Annotated in this window: 15 protein-coding genes; 11 read left to right on the plus strand and 4 right to left on the minus strand. The window is 48.4% G+C overall.

Annotated features, from left to right (window positions below; translation table 11 throughout):
• Positions 1–52: 52 nt before the first annotated feature.
• On the minus strand, positions 53–919 hold the full coding sequence (locus tag IDZ20_RS14140; protein ID WP_188152079.1) for a type 2 periplasmic-binding domain-containing protein: 867 nt from the start codon (positions 917–919) through the stop codon (positions 53–55).
• Positions 920–1110: 191 nt separating this feature from the next.
• On the opposite strand from IDZ20_RS14140, the gene IDZ20_RS14145 reads away from it, so the two are divergent.
• The 11 genes from IDZ20_RS14145 (at position 1111) to IDZ20_RS14195 (ending at position 11449) form a co-directional block, all read left to right on the plus strand.
• Positions 1111–2262 carry an endo-1,4-beta-xylanase gene (locus tag IDZ20_RS14145; RefSeq protein WP_188152080.1) on the plus strand — a complete coding sequence of 384 codons (1152 nt, stop codon included), beginning with the start codon at positions 1111–1113 and terminating at the stop codon, positions 2260–2262.
• 344 nt (positions 2263–2606) lie between these two features.
• Positions 2607–3014 carry an ATP synthase subunit I gene (locus tag IDZ20_RS14150; protein ID WP_245792341.1) on the plus strand — a complete coding sequence of 136 codons (408 nt, stop codon included), beginning with the start codon at positions 2607–2609 and terminating at the stop codon, positions 3012–3014.
• Positions 3015–3107: 93 nt separating this feature from the next.
• Positions 3108–4049, plus strand: a complete 942-nt coding sequence (atpB, locus tag IDZ20_RS14155) for a F0F1 ATP synthase subunit A (RefSeq protein WP_188152081.1) — start codon at positions 3108–3110, stop codon at positions 4047–4049.
• Positions 4050–4114: 65 nt separating this feature from the next.
• A complete protein-coding gene (gene atpE, locus IDZ20_RS14160; RefSeq protein WP_075184772.1) occupies positions 4115–4363 on the plus strand; it encodes a F0F1 ATP synthase subunit C in 249 nt (82 codons plus the stop codon).
• Between the two features lie 39 nt (positions 4364–4402).
• Entirely contained in the window at positions 4403–4873 is a 471-nt protein-coding gene (locus IDZ20_RS14165; RefSeq protein WP_188152082.1) for a F0F1 ATP synthase subunit B, read from the plus strand.
• A gap of 17 nt (positions 4874–4890) precedes the next feature.
• Entirely contained in the window at positions 4891–5427 is a 537-nt protein-coding gene (locus tag IDZ20_RS14170; protein ID WP_188152083.1) for a F0F1 ATP synthase subunit delta, read from the plus strand.
• 112 nt (positions 5428–5539) lie between these two features.
• Positions 5540–7081: a F0F1 ATP synthase subunit alpha gene (gene atpA, locus IDZ20_RS14175; protein WP_188152084.1), complete on the plus strand. Its 1542-nt coding sequence runs from the start codon at positions 5540–5542 to the stop codon at positions 7079–7081.
• A 72-nt stretch (positions 7082–7153) separates the two neighbouring features.
• Entirely contained in the window at positions 7154–8014 is an 861-nt protein-coding gene (gene atpG / locus IDZ20_RS14180) for a F0F1 ATP synthase subunit gamma (RefSeq protein ID WP_188152085.1), read from the plus strand.
• A 208-nt stretch (positions 8015–8222) separates the two neighbouring features.
• Positions 8223–9614, plus strand: a complete 1392-nt coding sequence (gene atpD, locus IDZ20_RS14185; RefSeq protein ID WP_188152086.1) for a F0F1 ATP synthase subunit beta — start codon at positions 8223–8225, stop codon at positions 9612–9614.
• Between the two features lie 15 nt (positions 9615–9629).
• Positions 9630–10052, plus strand: a complete 423-nt coding sequence (locus tag IDZ20_RS14190; RefSeq protein ID WP_188152087.1) for a F0F1 ATP synthase subunit epsilon — start codon at positions 9630–9632, stop codon at positions 10050–10052.
• A 188-nt stretch (positions 10053–10240) separates the two neighbouring features.
• Complete coding sequence (locus IDZ20_RS14195) at positions 10241–11449, plus strand: endo-1,4-beta-xylanase (protein WP_188152088.1); 1209 nt, start codon at positions 10241–10243, stop codon at positions 11447–11449.
• Between the two features lie 213 nt (positions 11450–11662).
• Here IDZ20_RS14195 and IDZ20_RS14200 read toward each other — a convergent pair whose 3' ends face one another.
• From IDZ20_RS14200 to IDZ20_RS14210, 3 genes are all read right to left on the minus strand, one after another.
• On the minus strand, positions 11663–12139 hold the full coding sequence (locus tag IDZ20_RS14200) for a HEAT repeat domain-containing protein (protein ID WP_188152089.1): 477 nt from the start codon (positions 12137–12139) through the stop codon (positions 11663–11665).
• 23 nt (positions 12140–12162) lie between these two features.
• The gene (locus IDZ20_RS14205) at positions 12163–12819 is read right to left on the minus strand and encodes a hypothetical protein (protein WP_188152090.1); all 657 of its coding nucleotides are present in this window, start codon (positions 12817–12819) and stop codon (positions 12163–12165) included.
• 90 nt (positions 12820–12909) lie between these two features.
• A partial coding sequence (locus IDZ20_RS14210) for a hypothetical protein (RefSeq protein WP_223144978.1) occupies positions 12910–14056 on the minus strand: 1147 nt, incomplete at its 5' end.

The following is a 14056-nucleotide window of genomic DNA, read 5'->3' on the forward strand; positions in this document are numbered from 1 at the left end:
GGAGAGTCGCTTCGCGACGAGTGATCGGATACTTTGCGGACTGAGGTTAATGCTAATTTTGAGCGGCACTAACATCTAACCAATACTCTTTTCGATCCAGCGGGGTGTTTTTATTAAGCTCCGGATTTGTTAACGGAAATTTTATTCTAGCGTCTAAATTAGAGCGTTTAATTGCGGATTTAACCATATCGTCATTGAAAAAATATTCGTCAAAACTGCCATCTTCTAAGGCGATATCTAAGCCCCTCTGAAGCGCTTCAGCTAATTCGCGGTTGTCCCTCGCAACGAATAGATAAAACGGCAATGTGTAAACAAACACCAGGTTTTTCTCTACCGTAAGATCGAGTTCAGGCCTAGAATCCAGCTCGATCCAGGGTTCCAAAACACCTCTCGGAAAACCGTCAAAACGTCCACCTTCTACCATATAGAAAAGACTATTGTATTTACTTGTCGTTACTACATTTAAACCATTTGCTTCCAATATCGCCACATCTGGCCAACCTATACCCTGACCAAAACTTAATTGGGAAACATCTTCCCGTGCTTTAACTCTATCAAACCGACTTTGGTGGTTTGGGTTGATGATATTAATGCGGTGACCTAACAATCCTTTTAATAGCGGGAACCGCACCGGTCGAAGCCTTTCTTCAACTTCGTTATTACTCGCCAGCCACATAACCTCCATATTGCCAGACTCTAACTCTTCTATTGCACGGCTCTGGGTGTATTGGTTTTGTAGAACCTCTAAAGAATAGCGGCCATCTAGCTTTGAGACAGCAAGCTTTAATGCCCCAATAGCGTAAGCATCTAAAGGGTGGCTTGACTGCGTTGCCCTTATTCGCTCTGCTGCGGTCGTTACCTGTGCGGTGCCAAGCGCAATACAAACAAAAGTAAAATAGGAAATTAGAGGGAAGCGCATGTAGGGTATTCCAGCGGAAAATGAAGATAATAAAGCTTAAAACACAGTAATTTGAGTGTAGTTCACGGTTCCTTGTACGACAAATAGCCATTAGCTAGAACCGAGTAAATCACTGTGTGTGAAGTTGGCTGCCCCCAAATTAGTCGACTATACTTGCTGGGTTTATCCAAAAATTTTCGAGGTTCCGCGTTATGGTTAGTACTCGCCGTCAATTTCTAAAAGGCACCGTCGCCGGCTCTGGTCTTGCAAGCCTAAATCTTGCATCCATAAAGAGTCATGCGGCATTTACTGCTGCCACAGAAACAGGGTTAAAAGATCTTTACGCGAAGGACTTTAAGATAGGAACAGCGATAAGCGGCGCAAATATGCGTGCGGCCGATCCGAAATTTATGGGGTTAATAGCAAAAGAATTTAACGCTATCACCATGGAAAACAACATGAAGTGGGAGCGTTTGAACCCAGAACAGGGAAAGTGGGACTGGGAAATCCCCGATAAATTTATGGCCTTTGGCGCTAGCCAGAATATGTATATTCTCGGTCATGTGCTGGTTTGGCATTCACAAGTACCAGACTGGGTATTCAAGAACGCCAAAGGTAAAGACATTAACGCCAGAAAGCTGAAAGCTCGTATGGTTGATCATATTGAGCAGCTTGCCGGACGTTACAAAGGTAAAATATCCGCTTGGGATGTATTAAACGAGGCCGTGGATGAGGGTAATGGCTGGCGCAAGAGCCCCTGGTTTAACATCATCGGTCCAAAGTTTGTCGATTTGGCTTTTAACACCGCCCATGAAATAGACCCAAATGCTCACCTGATTTACAACGACTACAATATGCACAACCCTGATAAGCGTGATTTTGTTGTGAAAATGGTGCGCGACCTTAAAAAGCGTGGTGTACCGATTCAAGGTATCGGCATGCAGGGCCATGTCGCCCTGGATTACCCGTCGATAAAAGAATTGGAAGACAGCATCAAAGCCTTTGCTGCTGAGGGGATGCGTGTCCATATTACCGAGTTAGATGTCGATGTATTACCGGCTGCGTGGGATCATATTGGTGCAGAAATATCTACCAATTTTGAGTATTCCGACCAACTAAACCCTTATACTAAAGGCCTTCCGGCGGAGATCGAGGCGAAACTTGCCAGCCGTTATAGCGATCTTTTCAAACTATTTCTTAAGTACCGTGATGATATTGAACGCGTCACCTTTTGGGGTACTGGTGACAAGGAATCCTGGAAAAATGATTTTCCGGTCAGGGGCCGAACCAACTATCCTTTGCTTTTTGATCGCGAATACAAGCGCAAACCTTGTTACGATGCGGTTGCCGCTCTGAAGAAATAAACGCACAAGAGCGGAGATAGACGAAGTTGGTAGTTGAACCTAGGTGTCAATCTCCCTATAATCGCTTCCGCCCGTTAACTGCTGGAACTTTGTGCGGATACGGGCGTATACGGTGTAAAGAAGGTGCAATTTAGAACCAAATCCGCGTTTTACTCCCCTAGAATTCGACGTAGCTTTAACAGATTTAGCAGCCTGACCCGATGGTTGAGGATTTGTTTTACTTGGCTACCGATACTTAGCGTCGAGGAGCGTGGCTTGGGTCTAGCCGAAGTGTGTGATGGTGCTTACCAGCGTCAACACCGCGAGACACAGTCAACAAGCAGCCAACACAAAGAGCCGCGATTGTGGATCAGCAGACTAAAGCGATGAAATCTCCAGCTCTGGCAAGTATTGCAGTCCAGCTGGTTGTTGTGGTGCCCGTCGCTCTGGTACTTCTGGTTGTAGATATGCTGTTCGCATATTCCTTTTCGTTGGGTGCAATTGTTTATATTTTGCCTAACGCCTACTTTACCCTCTACGCTTTTCGCTATACCGGCGCGCGCTCCAGCTACTGGGTCGTAAAATCCCTAAAGTGGGGAGAGTCCGGGAAGTTTGCCTTAGTTTGCCTTGGTTTTGCTCTTGTATTTCGGTTTGTGCAGCCTTTGCATACACCGTTATTTTTTACCGGGTTTTGCAGCATGTTAATGCTGCAGTGGTGGCTCGCCAGTTTTGTCACCAGCAAGTGGCTGACTAGCCTCCGCCATAGACGCTAATCGCGTCACTTTTTATACAACAAATTAAATAGCTCGTGGCTGCGGCGGCGAGATACAAAGAATTTTTAACTTAGAACAGGTGTAACACCCACTATGGCCAGTAGCGAAGGAACAGTCAGCGCGACAGACTATATCCAGCACCACCTCCAAAACATGACTTATGGCAAGTTGCCAGCCGGTTATCACCGTCACCAAGCCGATGGCACCATGAGTGTTCTTGAACAGGACACATGGACCTTGGCGCATAGTTCAGCCGAAGCGAAAGATATGGGCTTTATGGCACTGCATTTGGACTCCCTGGGTTGGGGTTTGTTCTTAGCGTTGTTGCTTGGCTTCACCTTTCGCCGCGTTGCCAAAACTGCCAGCAGTGATACGCCACGCGGTTTGCAAAGTTTTGTTGAATTGATATTTGATTTTATCAACTCCACCGTGAGCGATATCTTTCACCACAAGAATCGTTTCGTCGCTCCGATGGCGCTCACCATATTCACCTGGGTGTTTATGATGAACCTTATGGACTTGTTCCCCGTCGACTGGTTGCCGTTTGTGGCACAGAAGATTAGCGGTGACAGCCATTTGTTCTTTAAGGTTGTCCCTACTACCGACCCCAATGTTACCTTGGGTATGTCGATTACAGTATTCCTATTAATGATAGGTTTTAGTATTAAAGAGAAAGGCGCTTGGGGCTTTATAAAAGAGCTAACCTGCCACCCTTTCTTTGCCCCGCCAAAATTGTGGTACTTAAATATTATTCTGGTACCAATTAACTTCTTACTCGAAACCGTAGCGCTAATCGCCAAACCTATTTCTCTGGGCTTACGATTGTTCGGCAACATGTATGCAGGTGAAATGATCTTTATTTTGATTGCTCTGTTGTTCAGCGTCGGCTTAGTGCTTGGTCTTGTTGGTGGTTTGCTGCAGTGGGCATGGGCGGTATTCCATATTTTAGTTATTACCTTGCAGGCGTTTATCTTCATGGTACTAACCACCGTATATATGGCGATGGCTCACGACATCCACGACGAAGAACACTAAAGAATTTCGAATCTCAACCTTAACTTTTAACTTTTTATATTTTTACTTAATAACAGGAGATAACAATGGAAGCACAAGCTTTGGTTTATATCGCAGCAGCACTTTTGATCGGTTTGGGCGCACTGGGTACCGCGATTGGTTTTGGTACTTTGGGTGGCAAATTATTAGAAGGTTCTGCCCGTCAACCAGAACAAGGTCCTGCTCTACAGGGCAAAATGTTCCTGATGGCTGGTCTACTTGATGCGGTTCCAATGATTGGTGTGGGTATCGGTATGTACCTAATCTTCGCCGTTGCCCCAGGCATGGTAGGTTAATAAACACTCCGATTAATCCCAAATTAAAGAGGTGTAGGTGTGAATATCAACCTAACGCTCATTGGTCAATCGCTTACCTTTATCGTTTTCGTGCTGTTTTGCATGAAATACGTGTGGCCTGCGCTGATCGGCATTATGGTTCAACGCGAACAACGTATCGCGGATGGCCTAGAAGCTGCAGATCGCGCTGATAAGGATCTTGAATTGGCAAAGAAAGAAGCCAAGAAAAAGCTCCATAAAGCGAAAGAACAAGCAGCAACTATTATCGACCAAGCTAATAAGCGTGGTAGTCAGATAGTAGAAGAAGCTAAAGAACAGGCTCGCGCCGAAGCTGATCGCATTAAAACCGCTGCGCAAGCAGAGGTTGCCCGCGAAGTTAGCCAAGCTCGCGAAGAGTTGCGTGGCAAAGTTGCAGCATTGGCTCTAGCCGGCGCTGAAAAAGTGTTGGAATCGAGTATCGATGCCAGCTCGCACAACGCCATGCTCGATAAACTGGCTGCAGAGCTTTAAGCGGAGGCCAGAATCTAATGGCAGAACTGATAACACTCGCGCGACCCTATGCACGAGCTGCTTTTGAATTTGCCCGCGATGGCGGTGATTTACAGGGTTGGTCCAACGCCCTGACAAACGCTGCCAACGTTAGCCTGCAAGACAGTATCCGCAAGGTGCTGTCTTCGCCTGCGTTAACGGCAAATGAAAAAGCTAGCGCGTTTATCGAGGTATGTGGTGACCAGCTCGGCGAAAAGCAACAAAACTTTTTGCATGTATTAGCCGACAACAATCGCCTAGATCTGTTAGCTCAGGTCCAAGCCTTGTTTGAACTGTATAAAGCTAATCAAGAAAAGGCGATCGATGTCGACGTTCAGTCTGCATTTGAGATTAGCCCAGAGCTGCAAACCAAATTAGCCGAAGCCCTAAGCAAAAAGCTTGATCGTAAAGTCACCTTGCAAACTGCTGTCGATAGTAGCTTGTTGGGAGGCGCAGTAATTCGCGCTGGCGATACTGTGATCGATCGCTCTGTGCGTGGACGCTTGGCGAAACTAGCCGAAGCGATGCAAGGTTAAGCGCAGCAAAGTATTAAGGCTCGCAAGAGCACAGAACAGAATGTTCGCGTAAATGGCAGCGCCCCTGAAAGCGCCGCGTATTTAACCCCTAAAACTAGGTAGGGAACAACAGATGCAACAGCTGAACCCATCAGAAATCAGTGACATTATTAAATCGCGCATCGATAGCCTTACGGTATCGAGTGAAGCGCAAAACGAAGGTACCGTGGTTTCAGTATCCGACGGTATTATTCGTATTCACGGTCTAGCCGACGTTATGTACGGTGAGATGATCGAATTTGACGGCGGTATTTACGGTATCGCTTTGAACTTGGAGCGCGACTCCGTTGGTGCCGTTGTTCTAGGTGATTACCAGGGCGTGGCGGAAGGCCAAACCTGTAAATGTACCGGTCGAATTCTTGAAGTACCGGTTGGCCCTGCTCTACAAGGTCGCGTTGTCGATGCTTTGGGTAACCCAATCGACGGTAAAGGTCCGATTAAAACCGACCTTACCGACGCGATTGAAAAAATTGCACCTGGCGTAATTGAGCGTCAGTCAGTTGATCAGCCAGTACAAATTGGTCTTAAAGCCGTTGATACCATGGTGCCAATCGGCCGTGGTCAGCGCGAGTTGATCATTGGTGACCGTCAAACCGGTAAAACAGCCGTTGCGGTTGACGCCATCATCAACCAAAAAGGCACAGGCATTAAGTGTGTCTACGTCGCTATTGGTCAGAAAGCCTCTTCAGTTGCTGCCGTGGTTCGTAAGCTAGAAGAGCACGGCGCAATGGATCACACCATTGTTGTTGCGGCTACTGCTTCCGACCCAGCCGCTATGCAGTTTTTGGCACCTTTTGCCGGCTGTACCATGGGCGAGTACTATCGCGATCGCGGTGAAGATGCATTGATTATCTATGATGATTTGACCAAACAAGCCTGGGCTTACCGTCAAATCTCATTATTGTTGCGTCGTCCCCCGGGCCGTGAAGCCTACCCTGGTGACGTATTCTATTTGCACTCACGTTTGTTGGAGCGCGCCTCTCGCGTAAACGCAGACTATGTAGAGAAGTTCACCAAAGGTGAAGTAAAAGGCAAAACTGGTTCGTTAACCGCATTGCCAATTATTGAAACCCAAGCTGGTGACGTATCGGCATTCGTACCAACCAACGTAATCTCGATTACCGATGGTCAGATATTCTTGGAAACCGACCTGTTTAACGCGGGTATTCGCCCTGCGATGAACGCCGGTGTTTCGGTATCTCGTGTTGGTGGTGCCGCGCAAACTAAAGTTATCAAGAAGCTTTCTGGTGGTATTCGTACCGCTTTGGCCCAGTATCGTGAGCTTGCAGCATTCTCGCAGTTTGCTTCGGATTTGGATGAAGCGACTAAAGCGCAGTTGGATCACGGTCAGCGTGTTACCGAACTGATGAAGCAGAAGCAATATTCACCGCTTTCAGTAGCGGAAATGGGTGTTGTTGTTTATGCCGCTAACGAAGGCTATCTGAAAGATGTTGAAGTAGCCAAGTTGGGCTCTTTCGAAGATTCTTTGCTGAGCTACATGAATGGCAGTCACGCGGATTTGATGACCAATATGAATACCGGCGCATACAGCGACGATATTGCAGCTGGTTTGAAAGCAGCGCTAGACGACTTTAAAGCCACCCAAACTTGGTAATTCCCAAACGGAACTCAATACCAGATTTTTAAACAGATCTGGTATTGCTCCATCGGGTAAGTGAGATAGAAAATGGCGAGCGGAAAAGAGATACGTACCAAAATCGGTAGTATCAAAAACACTCAAAAGATTACCAGCGCCATGGAAATGGTGGCCGCGAGTAAGATGCGCCGAGCACAAGAGCGCATGGAAACCGGCAAACCTTACGCCCAGCGTATACGCGCGGTAGTAGGCCACATTGCCAACGGTAATCCGGAGTACCATCACCTGTACCTGAAAGAGCGCGAAGTTAAACGCGTAGGTTACATTGTGGTTTCTACCGACCGTGGTCTTTGTGGTGGTTTGAATATCAATTTGTTTAAAGCCGTCGTCCGCCACAGTAAAGAGTGGGCAGACAAGGGCGTTCAAACAGATTTGTGTTTGATCGGTGCCAAGAGCGCAGCATTTTTCAAAAGTGTTGGCGGCAACATCGTTGCCAAGGTGCGTGACATTGGCGAACAACCAACCATTACCGACCTTATTGGTAGCGTAAAGGTTATGTTGGACGCTTTTGCAGACGGCAAGATCGACAAGCTCTATATCGTGGGTAACGAGTTTGTAAACACCATGACTCAGAGCCCTAGCGTCGAACAGTTGTTACCACTACAAGCCGGCAGTGATGAAAAGCTAAAACACGCATGGGATTACCTATACGAACCCGAAGCCCGAGACTTACTCGACGGCTTAATGGTTCGTTATATCGAATCTCAGGTATACCAAGCGGTAGTCGAAAACGGCGCTTGTGAACAGGCTGCGCGAATGATTGCAATGAAGAGCGCAACCGACAACGCTGGCGACCTTATCGATGGTTTGCAACTGGTTTACAACAAAGCACGACAAGCTGCGATCACGCAGGAATTGTCGGAAATTGTTAGTGGTGCAGCTGCGGTATAAGGGTTTCAGGTACATCTTAGATACAAAACATTGGCGGTGCGATGCAGAACATCGTGCCAAGCGAGGGGTTACAAGAGTCGATCAAAGCAAGCCGTAAATATGTCCTATTAGGCTCTGCGCCGACGTTTGGTCGGTAAAGGTTTTGATCCACCCTTCCAACCCTCCGCCTTAAGAAATTTTTTACATTCAGGAATACGAGGAAGCGAAAATGAGTAGCGGACGTATCGTACAAATCATCGGTGCTGTTATTGACGTGGAATTTCCACGCGATGCGGTTCCCGGTATATACGACGCACTGACTGTAGTCGGCAAAGGTCTGACTCTGGAAGTGCAACAGCAACTAGGTGATGGCGTCGTGCGCGCAATCGCCATGGGTGGTTCCGAAGGAATCAGCCGTGGATTAGAAGTTACCAACACCCATAAACCTATCTCTGTGCCAGTAGGTACTCAGACTTTAGGTCGCATTATGGATGTACTGGGTAACCCGATCGACGAAGCTGGCGATATCGGCGAAGAAGTACGCATGCCAATTCACCGTAAAGCACCTGCTTACGATGAACTGTCCGCCTCTACTGAACTACTCGAAACCGGCGTAAAAGTAATCGACTTAGTTTGCCCGTTTGCGAAGGGTGGTAAAGTTGGTTTGTTCGGTGGTGCCGGTGTTGGTAAAACCGTAAACATGATGGAACTCATCAACAACATCGCCAAAGAGCACAGTGGTCTTTCTGTATTCGCCGGCGTTGGTGAGCGTACTCGTGAAGGTAACGACTTCTACCACGAGATGAAAGAATCCAACGTACTCGACAAAGTTGCGATGGTATACGGCCAGATGAACGAGCCACCCGGAAACCGCCTGCGCGTAGCCCTAACCGGCTTAACCATGGCCGAAAAATTCCGTGACGAAGGCCGTGACGTTCTGTTGTTCGTAGATAACATCTACCGTTATACACTTGCCGGTACCGAAGTATCCGCCCTTCTAGGTCGTATGCCTTCAGCCGTGGGTTACCAGCCAACCTTGGCTGAAGAAATGGGTGTACTACAAGAGCGTATTACCTCCACTAAGTCGGGTTCTATTACCTCGGTACAAGCCGTATACGTACCAGCGGATGACTTGACTGACCCATCGCCAGCCACCACCTTTGCTCACTTGGACTCCACCGTAGTACTAAGCCGAGATATCGCCTCTAAAGGTATTTATCCAGCAATCGATCCGTTGGATTCCACCTCGCGTCAGTTGGATCCACTCATCGTTGGTGTCGAGCACTACGAAGTGGCGCGCGGTGTTCAAACCGTATTGCAGCGCTTCAAAGAGCTGAAAGATATTATTGCGATCTTGGGTATGGACGAGTTGTCAGAAGAAGACAAATTGACCGTAAACCGCGCGCGTAAAATCGAACGCTTCTTGTCACAGCCTTTCCACGTAGCCGAAGTATTTACCGGTTCACCTGGTAAGTATGTAAGCCTGAAAGATACCATCTCTGGCTTTAAAGGTTTGTTGGCTGGTGAGTACGATCACCTTCCAGAGCAGGCTTTCTACATGGTTGGCAGCATCGACGAAGCTGTAGAAAAAGCCGCTAAAATCGCTGGTAAAGCAGCTTAATTCGGGGAACGCCTCATGGCATTGACCATACATTGCGACATCGTAAGCGCCGAAAAAGAGATATTCTCTGGATTGGTTGAGCTGTTGGTAGCCGCAGGTGCCGAAGGTGACGTGGGTATTGGCTACGGCCACGCCCCACTACTCACCAGCCTTAAGCCGGGTCCTGTTCGCTTGAAGAAGCAAAACGGTGATGAGGAAATCTACTACGTTTCTGGTGGATACCTCGAAGTTCAGCCGCACGCTGTAACCGTACTTGCCGACACCGCATTGCGCGAAGGCGACATGGACGAAGCTGCAGCCGAAGAAGCTCGTAAACAAGCCGAAGATGCGTTGAAGAATCAGGGCGAAGGTATGGACTATAGCGCTGCTGCGGCACGCTTAGCAGAAGCCGCCGCTCAACTTCGCACACTTCAGCAAATCCGTAAGCGCACGCGTTAATCATAGCGAGCGTTTACCAAAAGGCAGCTTCGGCTGCCTTTTTTTGTTTAATGGAGGACAGACCCCCATTAAATGAAGCGATCTTTTGGTTCAAAATATACACAATTTCACATTGATAAAACCGCTTATTGAGTGATACTTAAAACACGCTGCTCTTAGCGTTCTTACTTTTAACGTCAGGAGTTTGGATGAAATCGTTCCTATTTATTACATTAGTTGTATCTTTATTTGGTCTTACCGCGTGTGGCGGTGGCGGCTCTAGCTCTACCGACTCTTCATCGAGTAGCTCTTCTTCAAGTAGCTCCTCCAGCTCTAGTAGTTCTTCATCAAGCAGCTCTAGCAGTTCCACTTCGAGTGCCGGTGGTTCCGCGAGCAACCTCTACTCTTTAGCGGAATTTCCGATCGGCATAGCTGTTTCGGCGGGCGACGAAAGCCGAAGCTTCCTTACGATTCCAGAGAAGCAAAACACCATTAAACAGCATTTCAACCAAATCACTGCAGGTAACATCATGAAAATGAGTTATTTGCACCCTTTGGAAAACAGCTATTCCTTCGACAATGCAGATACCATGGTCAATTGGGCGGAAGCAAACGGTTTGACGATTCACGGTCACACCTTTATTTGGCACTCGGACTACCAGGTGCCGAGCTGGATGAGTAGTTACGCTGGCGATTTTGCCACCATGCTAGACGATCACGTTACTACCATCGCCGATCACTTCAAAGGGCATGTGGTCAGTTGGGATGTGGTGAACGAAGCGATTGATGAAAACCAGCCCAACTGTTATCGCGACTCTTTGTTTTACCAACGCCTAGGCAGTGATTATATCGGAAACGCTTTCCGAGCAGCGCGCGCTGCCGATCCGAGTGTAGATTTGTACTACAACGATTTTGATACCGAAGGTGGTAATAGCGGTAAACTTAATTGTTTACTGCTGCTTGTAGACGATTTGTTGGCTAACGATGTGCCTATAGACGGTGTCGGATTCCAAATGCACGTTCAAGTCGATTGGCCAAGCGCCAGCAGTATCGCCAGTGCTTTTCAAGCTATCGTTGACCGTGGACTGAAAGTAAAAATCACCGAGCTAGACGTCCCTATCAACAATCCCTATTCCAGCGCGGCTTTCCCGCAATACCCTAGTTACACAGCAGAAGCCGCCGCCTTACAAAAGGCCCGTTATAAATCCATCATTAAAACTTACCTGGATGTAGTTCCGCAGCATTTGCGTGGCGGTGTAACAATATGGGGGTTGTGGGACGGTGACAGCTGGTTGTTAGATTTCAGCAACCGTCAAGGGGCGGATGATTGGCCACTATTGTTCTCTGGCCCGTCCAACGGACCCTACGAAACAAAAGCCGCTTTTGACGGCGTAGTAGAAGCGCTTACTGGGCAGTAGCTCCTAATAATTAATCAGAGCTACTGCGGCGCAGCCCCCTTTAAAGACCCTGTAAATAGTTAAATTAATATTTTAAGCAGAGAAGTGAAGATAACCGCGCCAAGATATTAGCTAACGAGTGAGAGTAGCGTGGTGCGTAATATCAAACATGATTTGCGCCGCCTCACTTGGGTGCGGCGCTTCTCCCCATTAAATATTGTGTCGATACAAACCCTACTTCCCCTCCCCTGCCGCCCGCACAATATAGCGGCGCGCGGTTAAGCGAACGTAGTTTTCATCGTCTTCCGCTTCCATCACTTTAAGCTGTTTAGTCGCTTTGGCGCTTTTAAAACGCGACAAGGCAATCACGGCGAATTTTCTAACTTGTGGTGAGGCATCGCTGGTGAGTTGTAGCACAGTTTCCAGTGACTCGGTTGAATGTAATCGGCCGAGTGCATCAAGTGCGCTGACTTTACCAAGCTCATCTAAGCTGGTGACGTGTTTGCGAATAGTCGCCACGGCTTCTTTTTTTCCCCAGCGCCCCAGTGCAAACAGTGCTTTAACCTTAGTGCTTGGTGTTACGTCTTTACCGGCGATAACACTTAATAAACCGTTAAAGTCGTCGTCGCTTTTAGCCTTCATTAGGGGTTCCATATCGCGGGCACAATCGGATTCCAGTGCGCGCGATAATTCCATTGAAAAAGTCGTCATATATCTCTCCTTAATATGTCCTGTTAACAGGACTCCATTGCGGGGTCCGCCAGAATATCGTCGCGTTGCCCATTAGTAAGATCGGCGGGCAAGTTGGTAATGTTTGCCGTGGGTGTGAACATTAAATTGTTGGAATTATTGCTGTGGCTATTGTCGCCTACCACGTGACAAAATTCGTGGGCCCAGGTGCGGGGGCTTGCAGAATTGCCAACCCAAAAACCGCGTCGGCCGGATGGGTGCGCCGCACAACCGGCAAAGCCGCCATTAGAGCTATTAATATAGTAGCCGACAATATCGGCGCCTAGGTTACGGCCAATGTCGAACAACTCATCTTCTTCGTCACTAACGCTGTGACCGCTACTGCCGCAGTCGTCTTGGTCGAGTATCAGCAGGTTGTTTCGCGTTACGGTAATACTGTCGACGGGATAGATCCATGCATCGCATTCGCGCTGATAAATTTCATTGGCTGTATCTAAATCCCGTTGTAGCGTTGGTGTTGCGCCTTGTAGGGTAACTAAGGCCACTCGTACAAACGGCTTGTTTTCTATTAAATCTAACTGCTTTTTTAGGGATCTGTCCTGAGGGTTATCGTTGGCGTAAACGCCTAAGATATCTTCTCTTACAGAAAGTGTTGGCTGTTTGCCCAAACAGTTTTGGGCGACGGATTTTACGCTTGTCACAATACATCTCCTTATAACCTGTGTTGTTCTGCAGCCTTAAGTTAGTTTGCTTACAGGCCGCGAACACCCGTGCGATTCCATACTTTAGGTTTATTGCAGATTAACTAACACGTTAATCATCCCTGTGCCTTGCTGTAGCGGTGTGAGAGCCTTGCCGATAATTGCACCAAAAGCTTTGCGCGTATTGCGTGCGGTCATGGCGTGGCCAGGTAGGTGTGAGCTGGTAAGCATATCGCCGACGTTAATCGGGCCGCCGACCGCCACGGCTTTACAAGAAACCTTGCCGATCATGGCGATGGGGCGACGATTTTCGACGTCTGCCTGTTTATCCAATACCAATCCCGGCCGGTATTGGCCAGCGCCAGACACGATACCAACCACGCGGGTGTCGTAAGTGGATTGCGACTGGTCCAACAAGCCGCGGTCGTTCAGTACCATCACTGTGCCGGGCAGTGCTTCGGTAAAGTTAGAAACCGAAAACTCCTCGGCGCAGTCGGCGTTGCGCAGCGTAATATCGCCCGCGTTTGCGTCGAGGTGTATGGAGGCTTGGGAGCTGTCGTGATTATTGGTGGCGGAACTGGGGAACATCACAATATCGCCATCGGTGCCGTTGCCACCCAACCAAAGGTTACCGCCGTTACCATCGAAATGAAAAGTCGCTTTGGATGTGTTGTGGTTGTCGTTAGCGGCGGACGGGAAGATCATAAGGTCGCCGTCTTTGCCGTTACCACCCAACCAGAGATTGCCGCCGTCACCGTCGAAGTGAAAGGTGGCTTTGCTGGTGTTGTGATTGTCGCTGGCGTTAGACGGAAAGATCGCAAGGTCTCCGTCTTTACCGTTGCCACCCAGCCAAATATTTCCACCGTTACCATCGACGTGAAAGGTGGCCTTACTGGTTTGATGATTGTTGGTGGCGTTCGATGGAAAGACCATAATGTCACCATCTTTACCGTTGCCTCCCAGCCACAGATTGCCGCCGTCACCATCCACGTGGAAGGTGGAGTTAGCGGTACTGTGATTGTTACTGGCATTGGCGGGAAAGATAACGAAATCACCGTCTTTACCGTTGCCGCCCAACCAAACATTGGCGCCGTCGCCGTCAACATGAAAGGTCGATTTGTGGGTGTTATAAATATCGGTAGTACTGGATGGGTGGACGACAATGTCCCCATCCTTGCCATTGCCGCCAAGCCACAGGTTACCGCCGTTAGCGTCGATATGGCAGGGGGGGGGGGCC

This window comes from Teredinibacter waterburyi (genome assembly GCF_001922985.1).
Classification (GTDB): domain Bacteria; phylum Pseudomonadota; class Gammaproteobacteria; order Pseudomonadales; family Cellvibrionaceae; genus Teredinibacter; species Teredinibacter waterburyi.

What these genes read in the sequence shown, in the direction of transcription:
- IDZ20_RS14140 (WP_188152079.1), bottom strand. Translation starts at nt 919, where the DNA reads ATGCGCTTCCCTCTAATTTCCTATTTTACTTTTGTTTGTATTGCGCTT.
- IDZ20_RS14145 (WP_188152080.1), top strand. Translation starts at nt 1,111, where the DNA reads ATGGTTAGTACTCGCCGTCAATTTCTAAAAGGCACCGTCGCCGGCTCT.
- atpB (WP_188152081.1), top strand. Translation starts at nt 3,108, where the DNA reads ATGGCCAGTAGCGAAGGAACAGTCAGCGCGACAGACTATATCCAGCAC.
- atpE (WP_075184772.1), top strand. Translation starts at nt 4,115, where the DNA reads ATGGAAGCACAAGCTTTGGTTTATATCGCAGCAGCACTTTTGATCGGT.
- IDZ20_RS14170 (WP_188152083.1), top strand. Translation starts at nt 4,891, where the DNA reads ATGGCAGAACTGATAACACTCGCGCGACCCTATGCACGAGCTGCTTTT.
- atpA (WP_188152084.1), top strand. Translation starts at nt 5,540, where the DNA reads ATGCAACAGCTGAACCCATCAGAAATCAGTGACATTATTAAATCGCGC.
- atpG (WP_188152085.1), top strand. Translation starts at nt 7,154, where the DNA reads ATGGCGAGCGGAAAAGAGATACGTACCAAAATCGGTAGTATCAAAAAC.
- atpD (WP_188152086.1), top strand. Translation starts at nt 8,223, where the DNA reads ATGAGTAGCGGACGTATCGTACAAATCATCGGTGCTGTTATTGACGTG.
- IDZ20_RS14190 (WP_188152087.1), top strand. Translation starts at nt 9,630, where the DNA reads ATGGCATTGACCATACATTGCGACATCGTAAGCGCCGAAAAAGAGATA.
- IDZ20_RS14195 (WP_188152088.1), top strand. Translation starts at nt 10,241, where the DNA reads ATGAAATCGTTCCTATTTATTACATTAGTTGTATCTTTATTTGGTCTT.
- IDZ20_RS14200 (WP_188152089.1), bottom strand. Translation starts at nt 12,139, where the DNA reads ATGACGACTTTTTCAATGGAATTATCGCGCGCACTGGAATCCGATTGT.